Below are 19476 nucleotides of genomic sequence, written 5' to 3'. Positions count from 1 at the left end.
ACCCCCCATGTAGATTATGACAACTATAACAGTGTCGGTTAAGCATTGAAAGCGGCCCGGCATCCGGAAATCGACATTGCGAAATCCGGTCTTTCTTGCCCTGCTCATGAGCGCATTGCATATTGGCACCCATCAAGGGATTCCGGCGCACTCGGCGAATGGCGGTCCTCGTCGGCCGCGCAACGAAGTGCGGTTCCCGGCTACGCAAGCCGGGCAGCCGGCGTCGTGCCATGGCCTTTCGCTCGCAGGGGGAGCATGACAAAAGCAGTTGGACTATTGATCGCGCTGTTCGCGCTCTGGCTCGCCTTGTCCGGGTACTTCAAGCCGTTCCTGCTCACCCTTGGCATTCTTTCCTGCCTTTTCACGGTCTACCTCGCCCACCGGATGAAACTTCTCGACGACGAAGCCGTCCCGCTTCAGCTGCGTCCGGCGCTGCTGCTCTACTGGGGCTGGCTGGGTGGTCAAATCTTCAAATCGGCGGTGGCCGTTTCCAGAATCATTCTTTCCCGCGACATGGCCATCAGCCAGAACCTGGTTGCGGTTCCCTGTCCGCCAAAAACCGAAATGGGGCACGTCATCTTCGCCAACTCTATTACGCTGACCCCCGGCACGATCACGGTCGAGGCCGCCAACGGCAAGTTTCTGGTCCAGTCCCTGACCGACGACGGAGCCAATCCAGAGGGCTTCGCCGAAATGGGCCGCCGCGTCGCCCAGATCGAGGGGCAGGTGAAATGATTATGTTTCTTGCTGTTGCGGCGGCGCTCTTTGTTGCGATCCTGCTTGTGCTGATCCGGCTTTTCGCCGGACCGACGGTTTACGACCGCGTATTGGCGGTCAACACTTTTGGCACGCTGACGGTGCTGTTCCTCAGCCTTGTGGGCTTCATCGGCGAACGGCCGGACTTTCTCGATATAGCCATCCTCTATGCGCTCATCAATTTCGTGAGCACCATCGCAATTCTCAAATTTTTCCGCTACCGCGCCCTCGGTCAGGCGACGCTCAATACGGAAGAGTCGTGATGGACGCTTTCTCCCTGGATCTTCTGCGCGACATCGCGAGCGGCATCTTTTTCGTGGTCGGCTGCGGCTTCATGCTTGTCGGTGCTTTCGGCATGGTGCGGCTGCCGGATGTCTGGTCGCGCCTTCATGCTGCAGGCGTCGTCGACACGGTCGGTGCGGAGCTCATTCTCCTCGGCATGGCAGTCCAGGCCGGGCTCACGCAGGCAACCCTGAAACTGGCCCTGATTGGTCTTTTTCTCTTCGTGACGAGCCCCACGGCGACACATGCGGTCGCGAACGCTTCGTTCATAGCCGGCATCCGCCCAACCCGCCTGCGCCGCAACGAAACGGCGGATGTTCTCGGCGACAAAGCCAGAGCGGAGGCCAAGTCATGACAGCCAGTTTGATCGGCATCGCCGTAATCGACATCCTCCTCTTCACGTTTCTCGTGATCACCGCCATCGCGATTGCGCGTCTGCGCAATCTTTTTGCGGTCGTCATGCTGGCGGGTGTTTTCAGCCTGCTCTCCGCCGCGCTGCTCGCCACTCTGGACGCCGTGGACGTCGCCTTTACGGAAGCTGCCGTCGGCGCCGGCATTTCCACGGTCCTCTTGCTCGGCACGCTCGCCCTTACCGGCCGCGAGGAGAAAAAGCCCCGGCACTCGCCCTTCCTGCCGCTTCTCGTCTGCCTAGTTACCGGCGCCGCGCTCATCTACGGCACGCTCGACATGCCGAGTTTCGGCGCCGCCAACAATCCGGCGCAGGAGCATCTGGCGCGGGAGTACCTCGAACGGACCCCTGTCGAAACCGGCGTCCCCAATGTGGTCACGGCAATCCTGGCAAGCTATCGCGGCTTCGACACACTGGGCGAAGTGCTCGTTGTGTTTACGGCCGCAATAGCCGTGCTGCTGCTGCTGGGCGCCTCCGGCAAGCGACCGTCTGCCGGCCGAAGGGGCGAGGAGTAAGTCCATGGAACATCATTCCGTGCTTCGCGTCGTCTCGAAGCTTCTCATCCCACCGATCATTCTCTATGCGCTTTACGTGCAATGGCACGGCGACTATGGGCCCGGCGGCGGCTTTCAGGCAGGCGTATTATTCGCCGTCGCCTTCATTCTCTACGCCCTGGTCTTCGGGATCGACTCCATGATGAAGGTTCTCCCCCCGCGCACAGCTCATATTTTCGCCGGTGCCGGCGTCCTCATCTATGCGGGAACGGGCATTGTCACGATGCTGCTCGGCGATGCGTTCCTCGGCTACAACGCCCTCGCCCACGATCCGGTCCATGCGCAGGAATGGGGAATTCTCGCCGTCGAGTTTGGCGTCGGAGTCAGCGTGGCCGCGGTGATGATCGCTCTTTTCGTTGCCTTCGCGCGGCATAATCCGCCGCTCAAGGACGAGGATTGGTAATGTCTGAACTTGTTCTCGATCTGGAATTCATCGTCGGCCACTACAATTACTGGATGTTCGTCATCCTGATGATGACGGGTCTTTACGTGACGGTCAGCCGCGGCAACCTCGTCAAGAAGATCGTCGGCCTGAACATTTTCCAGACCTCCGTCTTCATGCTCTACATCTCGATGGGCAAGATCATCGGCGGCACCGCGCCGATCCTGATCGACGATCCAGATGCGGTTTATTCAAACCCCTTGCCCCATGTCCTGATCCTCACCGCCATTGTCGTCGGAATCGCCACGACGGCGCTCGGCCTCGCCCTGGTGGTGCGCATACGCGAGACCTACGGCACGATAGAAGAGGACGAACTTCTGGTCTTGGAGCATGAGATGGAATTCGCCGAAGCTGTCCAGGGCGGGGGTTCCCGCTGATGCTCGCCATGATAGAGGCAAACCTGCCGGCCTTGCAGGTCGTGCTGCCGCTCATCGCGGCGCCGCTTTGCGCCATGTTGGGCACCGGTCGCCGGGCCTGGGCTTTCGCGACCCTTGTTTCGTTCGTTGCCTTCGCCATTGCGATATCGCTTTTCATCGCAACGATGGGCGGCACGATCATCTCCTACGAAATGGGTGGCTGGGCGCCGCCGATCGGCATCGAATACCGCGTCGATACGCTTAATGCGTTTGTGCTCGTAATCGTCTCCGGCATGGCCGCTCTGGTCCTGCCCTACGCGCGAAGAATCGTCGATTACGAAATCCCGGCGGAGCGTCAGGTCCTTTTCTATACCGCATTTCTTCTCTGCCTGACTGGCCTGCTCGGCGTCACGATCACAGGCGACGCATTCAATGTTTTCGTATTCCTCGAAATCTCGTCGCTCTCGACCTACGCGCTGATCGCCTCGGGCGCATGGCGTAACAAGCGCGCGCTGACGGCGTCCTACAACTACCTCATCATGGGTACGATCGGCGCGACCTTCTTCGTCATCGGCATCGGCATGCTGTACATGATTACGGGCACGCTCAACATGGCCGACCTCGGCGAAAAGATCGCCGCACATGGCGACAGCCGGACGCTTCGCACCGGATTCGTCTTCATTCTTATCGGCATCGGACTGAAGCTCGCGATGTTTCCGCTGCATCTCTGGTTGCCGAACGCCTACACCTTCGCTCCTTCCGCAGTAACGGCCTTCGTGGCCGCGACCGCAACCAAAGTCGCGGTTTACGTACTGCTGCGCTTCATGTTCACGATCTTCGGTTTCGATTATGCATTCCAGGCGGCGACACTCGAAAATGTCGTACTCCCTCTGGCCATCGTCGCCATGTTTGCAGCGTCTCTCGTCGCCATCTTCCAGGACGACCTGAAACGGATGCTCGCCTATTCGAGCATCGCGCAAATCGGCTACATACTGCTCGGTCTCGCCTTTCTCACGCATACCGGCCTCACGGCGTCCATCGTTCACCTTTTCAATCATGCCGTGACGAAGGGCGCCCTGTTCATGGTTGCCGGCTGTTTCATCTACGCGACCGGCAGCAGCTCGATAACGAGCCTTCGCGGCATCGGCCGCGACATGCCCTGGACGACCGCGGCTTTCGTGATCTCCGGGTTCAGTCTCATCGGCCTGCCGCTGACCGTCGGCTTCATCAGCAAGTGGTACCTCGTACAGGCGGCAATCGAACTTGGATGGTGGCCCGTGGCTCTCCTCATCATGGGTTCGTCGCTTCTGGCGATCGTCTACATCTGGCGTGTCGTCGAACAAGCTTATCTCCAGCCGGCACCCGAAGGCGCGGTTCGCCGGGAAGCGCCGCTCTCCATGCTCGTTCCCACATGGATACTTGTCGGCCTGTCCGTCTGGTTCGGTGTTTCCGCGACGATGACGGTCGGCGCCGCCAGCCGCGCGGCGACATCGCTCATCAGTTCGTCCCAGATAATGTGGCAATGAGGAGAGCATGATGACGGACACGACCGCCCTCCTCCTCGCTCTCGGCCTTCCCGCGGCCGCGACGTTTCTTATCGCCGCTCTTGGTAGCCGGCCGAACCTTCGCGACGGCGTCAGCGTCACCACCTCCGTGGCAACATTTGCCGTCGTCCTCTATCTGTTGAATGGCTTTCTCGACGGTGCGCGCCCCTCGGTCACTCTCTTTGAGGTCCTGCCGGGTCTTGTGCTGAATTTCGCGATAGAACCGCTCGGCATGCTGTTCGCAACGGTCGCCTCGGGCCTCTGGATCGTGACGGCGGTCTATTCCATCGGCTACATGCGCGGCGCCGGCGAGAAGAAGCAGACCCGTTTCTATATCTGTTTCGCCATCGCGATATCCGCCGCGCTCGGCATCGCATTCTCGGGCAATCTCTTCACGCTCTTCATCTTCTACGAAGTGCTGACCATCTCGACCTATCCCCTCGTCGCTCACAAGGAGACGCCGGAGGCGCGGCGTGGTGCGCGCATCTATCTCGGCATCCTGATGACGACGTCGATCCTCTTCCTGCTGGTCGCCGTTATCTGGACCTGGAACATCGCAGGCACCATGGATTTCCGTGCCGGCGGCATTCTCGAAGGCAGGATCGACCCTGTCTATGTGCCGCTGCTGCTTGCACTCTTCGCCTTCGGCATCGGCAAGGCAGCGTTGATGCCGTTCCACCGCTGGCTTCCCGCCGCCATGGTCGCGCCCACGCCCGTCAGTGCGTTGTTGCATGCCGTCGCCGTCGTCAAGGCAGGCGTCTTCACCATGCTGAAGGTCGGCACCTACATTTTCGGGGTCGGCTTTCTCTCTCGCACCGGCGCATCCGAATGGCTGGTGTGGCTTGCCGCCGCCTCGATCCTGATCGCCTCCATCATTGCCCTCACCAAGGACGATCTGAAGGAGCGCCTTGCCTACTCGACCGTCAGCCAGCTCTCCTACATCACGCTCGGCATGGCGCTCGCAAACCAGATGGGCGTCGTCGGCGGCGCCATGCACATCGTCATGCACGCAATGGGCAAGATCACGCTCTTCATGTGCGCAGGCGCGATCTACGTAGCCGCCCACAAGACGAAGGTAAGCGAGCTCGACGGTCTCGGCCGCAAGATGCCCTTCACCTTTATCGCCTTCACACTCGCATCATTGAGCATCATCGGCCTGCCGCCTTTCGGAGGGGCCTGGAGCAAATGGTACCTGATGCTCTCGGCCGCCGAAGCGAAACACCTCGTCGTCATCGGTGTGCTGATGGTTAGCTCGCTCCTGAATGTGGCCTATCTGCTGCCTGTCGCTGCCCGCGCCTTCTTCGTTCCTCCGCGCGGTGGAATGGCGCACTCGCTCGGTGCGGCGGCGGCTCCCCAAGGGGGCCTGGCGGAAGCGCCTGCCTTCTGCGTCATACCCATCTGCGTGACGGCCATCGGCTGCATCATCCTCTTCTTTTCCGTCGGCGGACTTTACGAATTCCTGCTTCACATACCGATTTTGCCGGAGAGCACTCAATGACCGGCCACTCCGATGGCAGCAAAGACGATCCGAAAGCGTTCTCCTGGTTGAGCCGCCACCTTCTCTGGGTCGACAACCCCCGCTACGTCGATCGGCTGGTGTGGGGGCTGGCTGTTGTCTGCCTCGCGCTGGCCTCTGCCGATTTCGCCTATCACAAGCACAGCTACTTCCCCATTGAGGACATTCCGGGCTTCTATGGATTTTACGGCTTCGTGATGTGCGCTGCGCTCGTCATCTCGGCAAAAGGCCTGCGCGTCCTGCTGAAGCGCGGAGAAGACTACTACGCACCCAACACGGTCGAGGCCGAAGAGCATCCCGAGTTTGATTTGGATCGGGAGAAATTCGATGCCTGAACTTCTGTCCCCCGCACTTGTGTATGTCGTCGCGGCCATCCTCCTGCCTTTCATTCCGCAGGGCCTGCCGCGCCAGATAACCATGCTTGCCGTCCCGTTCCTGGGGGTCGCCGTCTTCTGGGATTTATCCTACGGCACCTACGGATCGCTCAATCTCATGGGCATGCATGTCGGCCTGATGCGGATCGACGCGCTCTCTTACATTTTCGGCCTTATTTTCTCGCTCGCCGCATTTCTCGCCGCCATCTACGCGTGGCATCTCCGCGACACGGTCCAGCAGGTCGGAGCACTTCTCTATATTGGCTCGGCCATCGGCGCCGTCTTCGCCGCCGACCTCGTAACCCTGTTCGTCTTCTGGGAAGGCACCGCCATTGCCTCGGTCTTCCTCATCTGGGCGCGCCGCACGGAAGGCTCCTATGCCACCGGCATGCGGTATCTGATCGTACAGATAGGCTCCGGACTGCTGCTGCTTGCAGGCATCATCCTCCTCTATCTCGAAACCGGCTCCATTGCCTTCAACCGGATGGAACTCGGCAGCCTCGCGACATGGGCGATCTTCCTCGCCTTCGGCATCAAATGTGCCTTTCCCTTGCTGCATAACTGGCTGCAGGATGCCTATCCTGCGGCCACCGTCACAGGCGCCGTCATTCTGTCGGCCTTCACGACCAAGCTCGCGGTCTATGCATTGGCACGCGGCTTCCCCGGCACGGAAATGCTGATCTATATCGGCGCCGTGATGACGCTTTTCCCGATCTTCTATGCCGTCATTGAAAACGATCTGCGCCGCGTCCTCGCTTACAGTCTCAACAACCAGCTTGGATTTATGGTTGTCGGCATCGGCATCGGCACGCCGCTCGCATTGAACGGCACGGCGGCGCATGCTTTCTGTCACATTCTCTACAAGGCTCTGCTCTTCATGAGCGTCGGCGCGGTGCTCTTCCGCACCGGCACGGCGAAGGGCTCGGAACTCGGCGGCCTTTACAAGACGATGCCATGGACGATGGTTTTCTGCGTCGTCGGCGCCGCGTCGATTTCCGCCTTCCCGCTCTTCTCCGGCTTTATTTCGAAATCCCTGATCCTCAGCGCCAGCGCGGATGAAGGTCACTATATCGTCTGGCTCATCCTGCTCTTCGCTTCCGCCGGCGTATTCCATCACTCCGGTATCAAGATCCCCTACTTCGCCTTCTTCGCTCATGACAGCGGCAAGCGGCCGAAGGAAGCCCCGCTCCACATGCTCATTGCGATGGGCCTCACGGCAGCGCTGTGCATCGGCATCGGCGTCTATCCCGCACCGCTTTATGCGCTGCTTCCCTACGACGTCGACTATCAGCCCTACACGACCGCGCATGTGATAACGCAGCTCCAGCTCCTCTTCTTCTCCGCGCTCGCCTTCGCCGTGCTGATGAAGACCGGCATCTATCCGCCGGAACTTCGCTCGACCAACCTCGATACCGACTGGACCTACCGCCGGCTTCTTCCGGCGGCCATCGGCAAGCTGCAAAATGCCGTTGTCGGCACCTGGCGCTTCGGCGTTCGCCTCACGGAGGCGCGCCTCGACCGCCTGCTCACCGGCGTTTATCGTGCACATGGGCCGCAAGGGGCATTGGCGCGCACATGGCCCACCGGCTCCATGGTATTGTGGATCGCGGTACTGCTGGGTGTGACGCTGCTGCTGACCTATATGTAGTATCCTGCGGCCGCGCCATTTGTTACGCCGGCATGAAAAGCAAAAGGAGACACCCCGATGGAAATGTCCGGCGAATACAAGATTCCGGCGCCGCGCGAAGAAGTCTGGGTGGCGCTCAACGACCCGGATGTCCTGCGCCAGTCCATCCCCGGTGCTGAATCGGTAGTCAAGACTGCCGATGACGAGTTCGAGGCGGTCGCCAAGGCCAAGGTCGGCCCCGTCAGCGCCCGCTTCAAGGGCAAGGTCAAGCTGACCGACATCGACCCGCCAAACGGCTACACCATCTCCGGCGAAGGAAATGGCGGCGCCGCGGGCTTCGCCAAGGGCTCCGCGAAAGTGTCGCTCACCGACGCCGAGGGCGGCGGCACGCTTCTCTCCTATTCGGTCACCGCACAGGTCGGCGGCAAGCTCGCGCAGATCGGCCAGCGCTTCATCGATTCAACCGCGGCCCGCATGTCCGAGGAATTCTTCGACAATTTCTCGCGCCTCGCCGGCGGCAGCAAGGTTCAGCCCGTGGCCGACGAAACCCCCGAACTCATCGACGAAATGCAACATGGCATCCCTGTGAAATCGCCGGATCGCGATGCCATCTCGCCGACAGGCGTGCCCCTGATACCGGACGAGGAAGCCGGCATGAGCTTCTCGCCCTGGCTCTGGGGTCCACTGGTGATAATCGCTCTCATCGCGATCGTCTGGCTCGTCGGCTTCTAGCTCGCGCTTGACGGCAGCGAGCCGAGAGCCGAGACTCGGGAAAACGCTGCGGAATCCCAATCCGCCCACGAGGCCAGCCAATCAGGGAGGTTAGTGCATGCCCGTTGTCGCCATGACGGTCAACGGCAAGCCCGCAAGCGCCGACGTCGAGGCGCGCATGCTGCTTGTCCAGTTCATCCGCGAACAGCTCGGTCTCACCGGCACCCATGTCGGCTGCGACACCAGCCAGTGCGGCGCCTGCGTCGTCCATGTCGACGGTCGCGCTGTGAAGTCCTGCACCATGCTTGCGACGCAGGCCGAAGGTGCCGAAATCCTCACCATCGAAGGCCTCGCCCCGGATGGCGACCTCCACCCGGTCCAGAAGGCCTTCCGCGAACATCACGGTCTGCAATGCGGCTTCTGCACGCCCGGCATGATCATGACGGCGGTCGACATGATCCGCCGCAAGCCGGACCTCGACGAGGAAACCGTGCGCGAGGAGCTCGAAGGCAACATTTGCCGCTGCACCGGCTATCACAACATCGTGAAGGCAATCCTCGCCGCATCGCAGGAGATGCGCTGAGCAAAGCAGAACGGGAGGAGGCCACCCATGTCGGACAAAGCTTCAGGAGAAGGGATCGGCCAGCCGGTCCGCCGCAAGGAAGATTTCCGCTTCATCACGGGCAACGGCCACTACACCGACGACATCACCCGCCCGCGCCAGACCTGGGCATATTTCCTTCGCTCGCCGCATGCCCATGCGCGCATCCGCGCCATCGACACATCTCAAGCCGAACAGGCCCCGGGCGTCGTCGCCATCTTCACCGGCAAGCATGTCGCGGCCGATAAGCTCGGCGGCCTGATCTGCGGCTGGACGGTCAGTTCCAAGGACGGCACGCCGATGAAAGTCGGCCCTCATCCTATCCTCGCGCTCGATACCGTCCGCTATGTCGGGGATCACGTCGCCATGGTCGTCGCCGAAACACTGGCAGACGCCCGCGCCGCATCCGAATTGATCGACGTCGACTACGAACCGCTCCCCGCCACCATCTCGCTCGACACCTGCCAGAACGGCAACGCAGAGCAGGTCCACCCGGAAGCGCCGCGCAACACCTGCTTTGAATGGGAACTTGGCAACAAGCCGGAGACGGAAGCCGCTTTCGCCAAGGCGTCGCGTATCGTCAAGCTCGACCTGAAGAACAACCGGCTGATCCCGAACGCGATGGAGCCGCGCGCAGCGCTCGGCGAATATGACAAGGGCTCCGGCATCTACACGCTCCACACCACGAGCCAGAACCCGCATGTCGCCCGCCTCGTCCTCTCCGCCTTTGTCGGCGTCGCACCCGAGCACAAGCTCCGCGTCATCGCGCCGGATGTCGGCGGCGGCTTCGGCTCCAAGATTTTCATCTATGCGGAAGAAACCGCCTGCGTCTGGGCGGCGGCAAAAGTCGGCCGCCCGATCAAATGGACAGGCGACCGCTCCGAAGCCTTCCTGTCGGACGCCCATGGCCGCGACCACCTGAGCCACGCAGAACTGGCGCTCGACGGCAACGGCAAATTCCTCGCCCTTCGCGTCAAGACGATCGCCAATCTCGGCGCCTACCTCTCGACCTTCTCGGCTTCCGTGCCGACCTATCTCTACGGCACGCTGCTTTCCGGCCAATACGACATCCCGGCCATCTATGTCGAAGTCGATGGCGTCTACACCCACACAGCACCCGTCGACGCCTATCGCGGTGCAGGCCGCCCGGAAGCGACCTATCTTGTGGAGCGCATGGTCGAAACGGCCGCCCGTGAAACCGGCATCGACCCCGCCGAAATCCGCCGCCGCAACTACATTCGGACTTTCCCGCACCAGACGCCCGTCATCATGAATTACGACGCCGGCGACTACGAAGCCTCGCTCGACGCCGCGATGAAGGCGATCGACTACGCAGGCTTCCCCGCCCGCAAGTCGGAAGCGGCAAGACGCGGCAAACTTCGCGGCATAGGCATGTCCTCCTATATCGAAGCCTGCGGCCTCGCACCTTCCGCCGCCGTCGGCTCGCTCGGCGCGGGTGTCGGTCTCTGGGAAAGTGCCGAAGTCCGCGTGAACCCGACCGGCAATGTCGAAGTCCTCACCGGCTCGCACAGCCACGGCCAGGGCCACGAAACCACCTTCGCCCAACTCGTCGCCTCCCGCCTCGGCATCCCGATGGAACAGGTGGAGATCGTCCATGGCGATACCGACAAGGTGCAGTTCGGCATGGGCACCTATGGCTCGCGCTCCGGCGCCGTCGGCATGAGCGCCATCGTGAAGGCGCTCGACAAGGTGGAAGCCAAGGCCAAAAAGATCGCCGCCCATCTGATGGAGGCTGCTGTCGAGGACATCGTCTTCGAGAACGGCACCTTCACTGTGCAAGGCACCGACAAATCCTTGCCCTGGGCGCAGCTCGCGCTGTCCGCCTATACGGCGCATGGTTTTCCCTCCGCCGATATCGAGCCCGGCCTCAAGGAAGGCGCCTTCTACGATCCTACCAACTTCACCTTTCCCGCCGGCTGCCACATCTGCGAAGTCGAGATCGATCCCGATACCGGCATCACCCGCATCGAAAAATTCGTCGCCGTGGACGACTTCGGCACAATCGTCAATCCGATGATCGTCGAGGGACAGGTTCATGGCGGCATCGCGCAAGGCATCGGCCAGGCGTTGCTCGAACACGGCATCTACGACGCCGAGTCCGGCCAGCTCGTCACCGGCTCCTACATGGATTATTGTATGCCCCGCGCGGACGACCTGCCGAGCTTCACTCTCGGTTTCACGAAAACCGTATGCCCGTCCAATCCGTTGGGCATGAAAGGCTGCGGCGAAGCGGGCGCCATCGCCTCGCCTCCCGCCATCGTGAATGCTATTACGGATGCGCTCGGCATCCGCGACATTGAAATGCCGGCAACGCCCGCGCGCGTCTGGTCCGCCATCCAGGCCGCCACCCCGCGCGCCGCCGCCGAATAAGGAGACCGCCATGTATCAGTTCAATTATGAGCGTCCGAAATCGCTTGCCGACGCGGAAGCCCTGCTCGCGAAAGCCGACGATCCGAAACTGCTGGCGGGCGGGCAGACGCTGATCCCCACACTGAAGCAACGCCTCGCCATGCCGAGCGACGTGATCGACATCGGCGGCCTCAAGGAACTCGATTTCATCCGCGCGGAGGGCGACGCCATCATGATCGGCGCCGCGACGAAACATGCGACCGTGGCGAACTCCGCGGATGTAAGGAAGCACAACCCGGCCCTCGCGGCGCTGGCTGGCGGCATCGGCGATCCCGCCGTCCGCCACATGGGCACGCTCGGCGGCTCCATCGCCAACAATGACCCCGCCGCCGACTACCCCGCCGCCTGCCTCGCGCTCGATGCCAAGATCCACACCACGAAACGCCTCATCGAAGCCGACGAATTCTTCAAGGGCATGTTCGAAACGGCGTTGCAGGACGGCGAGATCATCAGGGAAGTCACCTTCCCGCATCCCGAAAAAGCCGCCTACATGAAATTCCGCAATCCCGCCTCGCGCTATGCCATGGTCGGCGTCTTCGTCTCGAAGGGTCCGTGGGGCATCCGCGTCGCCGTCACCGGCGCTGGCCAGAACGGCGTCTTCCGCGTGAGCGAGATGGAGGAGGCGCTGGCGAAAAACTGGTCGCCCGATGCTGTCGCGAACGTCAAGCTCCCGGCAAAAGGCATGAACGCCGATCTGCACGGCAGCGCCGAATACCGCGCCCATCTCGTCACCGTCATGGCAAAGCGCGCCGTCGCAGCGGCGGGCTGACCTGGCGGCGCTCCGGCCTGGATTGAGCTTATGACAGTGCCTTCCAATATCGACCAAACCGTCGACCTCCTCGCGCGCGGCAATTACGTCGCCGACCGTTCGCTCGCGACCGTGATTTTTCTTGCGCTCAAAATGGGCCGGCCGCTCCTCCTCGAGGGAGAAGCCGGCGTCGGCAAGACGGAGATCGCGAAAGTGCTGGCCGACGCGCTCGGCCGCCGCCTCATTCGCCTGCAATGCTACGAAGGCCTCGATACCGGCGCCGCCGTCTACGAATGGAACTATCAGGCACAGATGATCGAGATCCGCCTCGCGGAAGCCGAAGGCGTCGAGGATCGGACCGAGCTCGGCAAGGACGTCTTCTCCGAGCGTTTCCTCATCCGTCGCCCGATCCTGCAGGCGCTCGAACCCGCCATCGAAGGCCCGCCCGTCCTGCTGATCGACGAACTGGACCGCACCGACGAACCCTTCGAGGCCTATCTCCTGGAAGTCCTGTCCGATTTTCAGGTCAGCGTCCCCGAAATCGGCACCATCAAGGCCGAGCATCCGCCCATCGTGATCGTGACATCGAACCGCACGCGCGAAATCCATGACGCGCTGAAGCGCCGCTGCCTCTATCACTGGGTCGACTACCCGGATGCGGAGCGCGAGTTGGCGATCCTGAAGCTCAAGGCGCCCGCGACACCGGAAAAACTCTCCCGCGACATCGTCGCCTTCGTGCAGAAGCTGCGGGCCATGGACCTCTATAAAAATCCCGGCATCGCCGAGACGATCGATTGGGCGCAGGCGCTGACCGCGCTCGACGCCGTCGCCCTCGACCGGCAGTCCGTCAACGACACGCTCGGCGCGCTCCTGAAATATCAGGACGACATCGCCCGCGTCTCCGGCAGCGAGGCCGCCCGCATCCTGGAAGAAATCAGGATGGCCGCGCGGGCGGCCGACTGATGCCTCCCCGCCCCGCGGAAAATCATGGCCGTCTGGCGGAAAACATCGTCCATTTCGCCCGCGTGCTGCGCCGCGCCGGTCTCCGCGTCGGTCCCCGTCAGGTGCTCGACGCAGTCGAAGCCGTCGAGGCGGCAGGTATAGGCCCCCGTGCCGATTTCTACTGGACCCTCCACGCGACGCTCGTGAAGCGCCACGAGGAACACGAGATTTTCGATCAGGCGTTTCACGTCTTCTGGCGCGATCCGAAGCTCCTCGACAAGATGATGTCGCTGATGCTTCCCGAGATCGAAACGCCGCCCGGGGCGACCGACGAGGAAAAAAGCCGCCGCCTCGCCGAGGCCCTGTTCGGCGAAACACGCCCGCAGGCGCCGGAAGCGCCGGATATCGAGATCGACCGCAGCGAAACCTTCTCGGCCGAGGAGTTGCTCCGCACAAAGGACTTCGAACAGATGTCCGCCGCCGAACTGGCGGAAGCCAAGGCCGCCATCGCCCGCCTCCACCTCTCGCATGACGATATCCGCACTCGCCGCACGCGCCCCTCCTCGCGCGGCCGGATGATCGATATGCGAGCGACCTTGCGCGCGACGCTCCGCTCCGGCGGCGTCATCCCGCTGAAACGCCGGACCTTCCGCCGCCGCCGGCCGCCGCTCGTTATCCTCTGCGACATTTCCGGCTCCATGTCGGTCTATGCACGCGTCTTCCTCCACTTCCTCCATGTCCTCGCGAACGACCGCGACCGTGTCCACGTCTTCCTCTTCGGCACCCGCCTCACCCACGTCACTCGCGAGCTGAAACACCGCGACATAGACGAGGCGCTGGCCCGCGTCGCCGCCCGTGTCGAGGATTGGGATGGCGGCACCCGTATCGGCGAGACCCTCCGCCGCTTCAATGTCGATTGGGCCCGCCGTGTTCTCGGTCAGGGCGCCACGGTCCTCCTCGTGACCGATGGTCTGGACCGGGATGCAGGCGAAGGCGTCGGCCCGGAGATCGCCCGCCTCCACCGCCAGGCCCGCCGCCTCATCTGGCTGAACCCGCTCCTGCGCTATGAACGCTTCGAACCGAAATCGCTCGGCATCCGCGCGCTCCTGCCTCATGTGGACGAGTTCCGTCCGGTCCATAATCTCGCCTCGCTCGCCTCTCTGGTCGAAGCCCTCTCCGATGCCCATATCGGCAGGAAGCCGGAAAGACCGGGAAGGAAGGAAGCCGCATGACCGATCCCGCCACAAACCACGATCAGGTGCTGGAGGAAGCCGCCCGCTGGCGCGCGGAGGGTCACAAGGTCGCCCTCGCCACCGTCATTGAAACCTGGGGCTCGGCCCCGCGCCCGGTCGGCAGCCAGCTCGCCATCCGCGACGACAGCGAATTCGTCGGCTCCGTCTCCGGCGGCTGCATCGAAGGCGATGTCGTCACCCGCGCCCTCGACACGCTCGCCACCGGCAAACCCGAAATCGTCGAATATGGCGTCAGCGACGCCATGGCCTGGCAAGTCGGCCTCGCCTGCGGCGGCCGCATCCGCGTCATGGTCGAACCGGTATCGGGCTGAAATGGAAAGGGAAATCCTCGACCGGCTTGTCCGCGACCGCGCCGAAAAGCGCGCCGTAATGCTTGCGACAAGGTTAACAGATGGAATCCAAAAACTTGTTTATCCATCTGATAAATCAGAAGAAACTTGGTTAATTAAAGCTGTTTCTGAAGTGCAGTCGAGCGACAAGGCGGCGGTCGTCGCGGGCCCGGACGGCGAGTGGTTCCTGAACCCCTTCAACCCGCCCCTCCGCCTCATCCTCATCGGCGCCGTCCATATCGCCCAGCCTCTGGCCCGCATGGGCGCCCTCGCCGGCTACGACGTGACGGTGGTCGACCCCCGCACCTCCTTCGCCTCCGAAGCCCGCTTCCCGGACATGACGCTGGTCACGGACTGGCCGGACGAAGCCATGGCCGCCCTCGCGCCGGACGCCCGCACCGCCATCGTCACCCTCACCCACGACCCGAAGCTCGACGATCCCGCGCTGGTCGCCGCTCTCCGCAGCCCCGCCTTCTATATCGGCGCGCTGGGCTCGAAGAAGACCCATGCCGCCCGCGTCGCCCGCCTCACGGAAGCAGGCTTCACCGCCGAGGAGATCGCCCGGATCCACGGTCCAGTCGGCCTTGCCATCGGCGCGAAGAGCCCCGCTGAAATCGCCATCTCCATCATGGCCCAGATAACGGAGACGCTCCGCAAATGATCTTCGGCCACATGGCGCCCGACGATGCCGAGGGCGCGATCCTCGCCCATTCGCAAAAAGCCGGAAGCGGGACCTTCAAGAAAGGCCGCATCCTCAGCCGCGCGGACATTGCCGCCTTGAAGGAGGCCGGCGTCACGAGCATCGTCGCCGCCCGCCTCGAAGCCACGGATGTGCCCGAGGACGAAGCCGCCGCCGCCCTCGCAGACGCGCTTGCCGGCAAGTCCATCCGCGTCGCCGCGCCCTTCACCGGCCGCGCCAATCTCTACGCGACGGGGAACGGCGTCCTCGAAATCGACGCTGAGCGCATCCACGCCATCAACGCCATCGGCGAGGCGCTCACCGTTGCGACCCTCGCCCCCTTCGAGACCGTGACGGACCGGCAGATGCTCGCCACCGTGAAGGTGATCCCCTTCGCCGTCCCCCGCGCCGAACTCGACAAGGCGCTCGATATCGCCCGCTCCGGCCCCGCCCCCGTCGCGCTCAGCCGCTTCGAGCCGCACCACATCGGCCTCGTCGCCACGCAACTCCCCGGCACGAAGGAAAGCGTTCTCGCGAAAAGCCGCGCCGTCCTCGACGCCCGCCTCGCCGCCATGGGAAGCACAATCGCCCGCGAAATCCGCACGCCCCACGACACCGGCGCCATTGCGGATGCCGTGCGTGCGCTTGCGGCGGACGGCCTCTCCCCCATCCTCGTCTTCGGCGCCTCCGCCACGGTCGACCGGCGCGACGTGGTCCCCGCGGGCGTCGTCATGGCCGGCGGCGACATCCTCCATTTCGGCATGCCGGTCGATCCCGGCAACCTCATGCTCCTCGCCCGGCTCGGCGAGACGTCCGTCATCGGCCTGCCCGGCTGCGCCCGCTCGCCCAGGCTCAACGGCTTCGACTGGGTGCTCGCCCGCCTCCTCGCCGGACTGGAAGTCACGCCGAAGGACATCATGGGAATGGGCCTCGGCGGCCTCCTGAAGGAAATCCCCTCGCGGCCCCAGCCCCGCGAGGGCCGCGCGTCCGCCGCCGGTTCGCAACCCCGCATCGCCGCCATTGTCCTCGCGGCGGGCCGCTCGACGCGCATGGCGGGACCGCAGAACAAATTGCTGATGCCGCTCGGCGGCAAGCCGATGGTCGCCCATATCGTGGAAGCCGCCCTCGCCAGCGCCGCCCGCCCCGTCATCGTCGTCACCGGCAATGCCAACAATGAAGTCCGCGCCGCTCTCGCCGGCCAGGACGTCACCTTCGTCCACAATCCCGACTACGCCGAAGGCCTCTCGACCTCGCTGCGCACCGGCCTCGCCGCGCTGCCCGACGATGCGGATGGCGCCCTCGTCTGCCTCGGCGACATGCCGGACATAAAGGCCGCCCACCTCGACCGCCTCATCGCCGCCTTCGACCCGGAAGAAAACCGCACCATCTGCGTCCCGACCGTCGCCGGCAAACGCGGCAACCCCGTCCTCTGGGGCCGCGAATGGTTCGAAGCCATGATGGAAACCAGAGGCGACACCGGCGCCAAGCACCTCATCGGCGAAAACCCCGACGCCCTCTGCGAAGTCCCGATGCCGGACGACGCGACGCTCACCGACATCGACACGCAAGCCGAGATGGAATCCCGGCGCGGCGATTAGGTTCAAACCTTGAAGATCGCCCCGCTCCTCGGCTGAAGCGCCAGCGCCGCAGCATGCCGCGTCACCGCCCCCACCTCGAACACCGCCGCACCCGCACCCTCCGGCAAATCGAACCGCGCTGCCTCCTTGCCGAGATTGAACACGCAGAGCAGCCGCTCGCTTTCCCCCTCGCGTGTGAAGGCCAGCACGTTCCCCTCCGCGTCGAGACACGACATCGTGCCCGTCTTCAGCGCCGGATGCGCCTTCCGGAGCGCGACAACCTTCTTCGCATGCGCCAGCACGGAACCTTCATCCGCCTGCTGAACATCCACCGCCCGCATCCGGTGATAATCCGGTATCGGCAGCCAGGGCTTGGCCGTGGTGAAGCCTGCTTCCGCCCCGCCGCTCTCCCACGGCATCGGCGTCCGGCAGCCGTCGCGTCCCTTCACCCACGGGAAATAGAGGTCGCCCACCGGGTCCTTGATGTATTTCCGTTCGAGATCCACCTCCGGCAGCCCCAGCTCCTCGCCCTGGAACATCAGCACCGTGCCGCGCAGCGCCACGAGCAGCGTCAGCGCCAGCTTCGCAAGGCCGTCATCGCCTTGCCCGCCACCCCACCGCGTCACCGGCCGCACGATATCGTGGTTCGAAAACGTCACGCAGGGAAAGAGATCGCTGAGCGGCGCCAGCAACTTCTCGTAATAGGCACGGAACACCGGCGGCTCGAAACTCCAGTCCTCCAGGAAGTCGAACGTATACCCCGTATGCAGCCGTTCGACGCCGCCCGCATAAAGCCCGAACATTTCCGGCCGCTCGGAAAACTCGCCAAAGGCCAGCCGCTCGTCATACTCGTCCATGACCTTCCGCACGCGCTTCATCGCCCATTCGTTCTCGGGCATGTTCGCGTCGTGGATATGCTGCTGCAGCCGCGGCGCATGCGCCCAGTCCATGAAGCTGCGCTTGTCCATCGGCAGCGGCGGATTGTCCGTGAGCGCCGCGTCATGCAGATAGGCATTCGCCACATCCAGCCGGAACCCGTCCACGCCCCGGTCGAGCCAGAAGCGCAACACATCCATGCAGGCATCGACCACCTGCTCATTGTGGAAATTGAGCTTCGGCTGGCTTTTCAGAAACTTGTGATGGTAGTACTTCCGCCGCACCGGGTTCCACGACCAGGCCGGCCCGCCAAAGGCCGACAGCCAGTTGTTCGGCACCGTCCCGTCTTCCTTCGCATCCGCCCAGACATACCAGTCTGCCTTGGGATTGTCGGCGGAGAGCTGGCTCTCCTGAAACCATGCATGCTGCTCGGATGTATGCGCCAGCACCTGATCGAGAATGAGCTTCATGCCCCGCTCATGCACCGCCTCGACCAGCCGGTCGAAATCCGCCATCGAGCCCATCTCGGGCGCAATCGCGCAATAGTCGGAAACGTCATAGCCGAAGTCGCGATTGGGCGAGGGATAGATCGGCGACAGCCAGATCGCATCCGCCCCCAGCCCCGCCACATGGTCGAGCTTCTCCTCAATCCCCTTCAGGTCGCCGATGCCGTCGCCATTCGTGTCGCGAAAACTGCGCGGATAGATCTGATAGACCACCGCGCCCTTCCACCATTCGTTCTTCTCTCCCGCCACTTCGGCTTCCTCTTGTTCTTGACCTTGTCATCCCGCCGACACAGTCTCACGGCGGCAACCGGGCTGACAATCGGGATTTCACTTCATCGGGGGGCGTCCATGGCGCGCAGCATTCTCATCACCGACATAGCGCATTTCGTCGGCGGCCCGTCCGCCCGCGCCCTCCTCGCCGAAGGCGCCCGCGTCTATGGCGTCGATGCAAGCTTCGCGGATGCCGCCGCCCGTGCCGCCTTCGAGGCGAAAGTGCCGGGCGTGAAAGCACTGCCCGCGCAGGCCCCGCAAGATGCCGTCGCCGCCGTGCTGGAAGCCGAGGGCCGCCTCGACGTCCTCATCAACAACGATGCCTGGCCTGCGGTGCGCGGTCCCGTGGACGAAGCAACCGACAAGGACCTGCACGAAACCTTCGAGGCGCTGGTCTTCAAATCCTTCGCCATGACGCGCGCCGCCGTGCCGCAGATGAAAAGGCAGCGCGCGGGAAAAATCCTCTTCCTCTCCTCCGCCGCCCCGCTGAACGGCATCCCGAATTACAGCATCTATGCCGCCGCGCGCGGCGCCGCCAATTCGCTCGCGCTGACGCTGGCGAAGGAACTCGCACCCTCGAACATCCAGGTGAATGCCCTCGCCTTCAACTTCATCGAGAGCCCGGACTACTTCCCCGCATCGCTTCTGGAAAATCCGAAATCGCGCGACAAGATACTGTCGAACATTCCCTTGG

At 63.3% G+C, this 19476-nt stretch carries 21 protein-coding genes; 20 read left to right on the top strand and 1 reads right to left on the bottom strand.

What is annotated here, in order from left to right; all coding sequences use genetic code 11:
* Window positions 1–255: 255 nt before the first annotated feature.
* The 19 genes from Q8S60_RS01240 to Q8S60_RS01150 all read left to right on the top strand — a co-directional run bounded on the left by Q8S60_RS01240 (window position 256) and on the right by Q8S60_RS01150 (window position 17151).
* On the top strand, window positions 256–735 hold the full coding sequence (locus Q8S60_RS01240) for a Na+/H+ antiporter subunit E (protein ID WP_305277970.1): 480 nt from the start codon (window positions 256–258) through the stop codon (window positions 733–735).
* Entirely contained in the window at window positions 732–1019 is a 288-nt protein-coding gene (locus Q8S60_RS01235) for a monovalent cation/H+ antiporter complex subunit F (RefSeq protein ID WP_305277971.1), read from the top strand. Before Q8S60_RS01240 ends, Q8S60_RS01235 begins: the two co-directional genes overlap by 4 nt.
* Window positions 1019–1393, top strand: coding sequence for a monovalent cation/H(+) antiporter subunit G (gene mnhG / locus Q8S60_RS01230; protein ID WP_305277973.1), 375 nt, complete (start codon window positions 1019–1021; stop codon window positions 1391–1393). The genes Q8S60_RS01235 and mnhG overlap by 1 nt, the downstream gene beginning before the upstream one ends.
* Entirely contained in the window at window positions 1390–1962 is a 573-nt protein-coding gene (locus Q8S60_RS01225; protein ID WP_305668274.1) for a DUF4040 domain-containing protein, read from the top strand. Before mnhG ends, Q8S60_RS01225 begins: the two co-directional genes overlap by 4 nt.
* 4 nt (window positions 1963–1966) lie before the next feature.
* On the top strand, window positions 1967–2404 hold the full coding sequence (locus Q8S60_RS01220; RefSeq protein WP_305277975.1) for a Na(+)/H(+) antiporter subunit B: 438 nt from the start codon (window positions 1967–1969) through the stop codon (window positions 2402–2404).
* On the top strand, window positions 2404–2820 hold the full coding sequence (locus Q8S60_RS01215) for a cation:proton antiporter subunit C (protein ID WP_305277977.1): 417 nt from the start codon (window positions 2404–2406) through the stop codon (window positions 2818–2820). Before Q8S60_RS01220 ends, Q8S60_RS01215 begins: the two co-directional genes overlap by 1 nt.
* Complete coding sequence (locus Q8S60_RS01210; RefSeq protein ID WP_305668273.1) at window positions 2820–4325, top strand: monovalent cation/H+ antiporter subunit D family protein; 1506 nt, start codon at window positions 2820–2822, stop codon at window positions 4323–4325. The genes Q8S60_RS01215 and Q8S60_RS01210 overlap by 1 nt, the downstream gene beginning before the upstream one ends.
* A 10-nt stretch (window positions 4326–4335) precedes the next feature.
* Window positions 4336–5841 (top strand): monovalent cation/H+ antiporter subunit D family protein, encoded by a 1506-nt coding sequence (locus tag Q8S60_RS01205; RefSeq protein WP_305277979.1) that lies wholly within the window; start codon window positions 4336–4338, stop codon window positions 5839–5841.
* Window positions 5838–6194 carry a hypothetical protein gene (locus Q8S60_RS01200; RefSeq protein WP_305277980.1) on the top strand — a complete coding sequence of 119 codons (357 nt, stop codon included), beginning with the start codon at window positions 5838–5840 and terminating at the stop codon, window positions 6192–6194. Before Q8S60_RS01205 ends, Q8S60_RS01200 begins: the two co-directional genes overlap by 4 nt.
* On the top strand, window positions 6187–7881 hold the full coding sequence (locus Q8S60_RS01195; RefSeq protein ID WP_305277982.1) for a Na(+)/H(+) antiporter subunit D: 1695 nt from the start codon (window positions 6187–6189) through the stop codon (window positions 7879–7881). The genes Q8S60_RS01200 and Q8S60_RS01195 overlap by 8 nt, the downstream gene beginning before the upstream one ends.
* Before the next feature lie 57 nt (window positions 7882–7938).
* Window positions 7939–8592: a carbon monoxide dehydrogenase subunit G gene (locus Q8S60_RS01190; protein ID WP_305277983.1), complete on the top strand. Its 654-nt coding sequence runs from the start codon at window positions 7939–7941 to the stop codon at window positions 8590–8592.
* Window positions 8593–8689: 97 nt separating this feature from the next.
* Complete coding sequence (locus tag Q8S60_RS01185) at window positions 8690–9154, top strand: (2Fe-2S)-binding protein (protein WP_305277985.1); 465 nt, start codon at window positions 8690–8692, stop codon at window positions 9152–9154.
* Window positions 9155–9181: 27 nt separating this feature from the next.
* Window positions 9182–11563, top strand: coding sequence for a xanthine dehydrogenase family protein molybdopterin-binding subunit (locus Q8S60_RS01180; RefSeq protein ID WP_305277986.1), 2382 nt, complete (start codon window positions 9182–9184; stop codon window positions 11561–11563).
* A gap of 10 nt (window positions 11564–11573) precedes the next feature.
* A complete protein-coding gene (locus Q8S60_RS01175; protein WP_305277987.1) occupies window positions 11574–12371 on the top strand; it encodes a xanthine dehydrogenase family protein subunit M in 798 nt (265 codons plus the stop codon).
* A gap of 30 nt (window positions 12372–12401) precedes the next feature.
* Complete coding sequence (locus Q8S60_RS01170; protein ID WP_305277989.1) at window positions 12402–13313, top strand: MoxR family ATPase; 912 nt, start codon at window positions 12402–12404, stop codon at window positions 13311–13313.
* On the top strand, window positions 13313–14524 hold the full coding sequence (locus tag Q8S60_RS01165; RefSeq protein ID WP_305277991.1) for a VWA domain-containing protein: 1212 nt from the start codon (window positions 13313–13315) through the stop codon (window positions 14522–14524). Before Q8S60_RS01170 ends, Q8S60_RS01165 begins: the two co-directional genes overlap by 1 nt.
* Complete coding sequence (locus Q8S60_RS01160) at window positions 14521–14856, top strand: XdhC family protein (protein WP_305277993.1); 336 nt, start codon at window positions 14521–14523, stop codon at window positions 14854–14856. The genes Q8S60_RS01165 and Q8S60_RS01160 overlap by 4 nt, the downstream gene beginning before the upstream one ends.
* A 151-nt stretch (window positions 14857–15007) precedes the next feature.
* On the top strand, window positions 15008–15535 hold the full coding sequence (locus tag Q8S60_RS01155) for an XdhC family protein (RefSeq protein ID WP_305277995.1): 528 nt from the start codon (window positions 15008–15010) through the stop codon (window positions 15533–15535).
* Window positions 15532–17151 (top strand): molybdopterin-binding/glycosyltransferase family 2 protein, encoded by a 1620-nt coding sequence (locus Q8S60_RS01150; protein ID WP_305277997.1) that lies wholly within the window; start codon window positions 15532–15534, stop codon window positions 17149–17151. Before Q8S60_RS01155 ends, Q8S60_RS01150 begins: the two co-directional genes overlap by 4 nt.
* Window positions 17152–17153: 2 nt before the next feature.
* Here the strand turns inward: Q8S60_RS01150 and Q8S60_RS01145 are convergent, their stop codons facing one another.
* Complete coding sequence (locus Q8S60_RS01145; RefSeq protein ID WP_305277999.1) at window positions 17154–18761, bottom strand: alpha-glucosidase family protein; 1608 nt, start codon at window positions 18759–18761, stop codon at window positions 17154–17156.
* A gap of 99 nt (window positions 18762–18860) precedes the next feature.
* On the opposite strand from Q8S60_RS01145, the gene Q8S60_RS01140 reads away from it, so the two are divergent.
* The coding region (locus Q8S60_RS01140; protein ID WP_305668272.1) for an SDR family NAD(P)-dependent oxidoreductase at window positions 18861–19476 on the top strand (616 nt) is incomplete at its 3' end.

The organism is Parvibaculum sp., from assembly GCF_030694575.1.
Taxonomy (GTDB): Bacteria; Pseudomonadota; Alphaproteobacteria; order Parvibaculales; family Parvibaculaceae; genus Parvibaculum.
The sequence above is the reverse complement of the archived record's forward strand: the minus strand, read 5'-3'. Positions and strand labels throughout refer to the sequence as shown.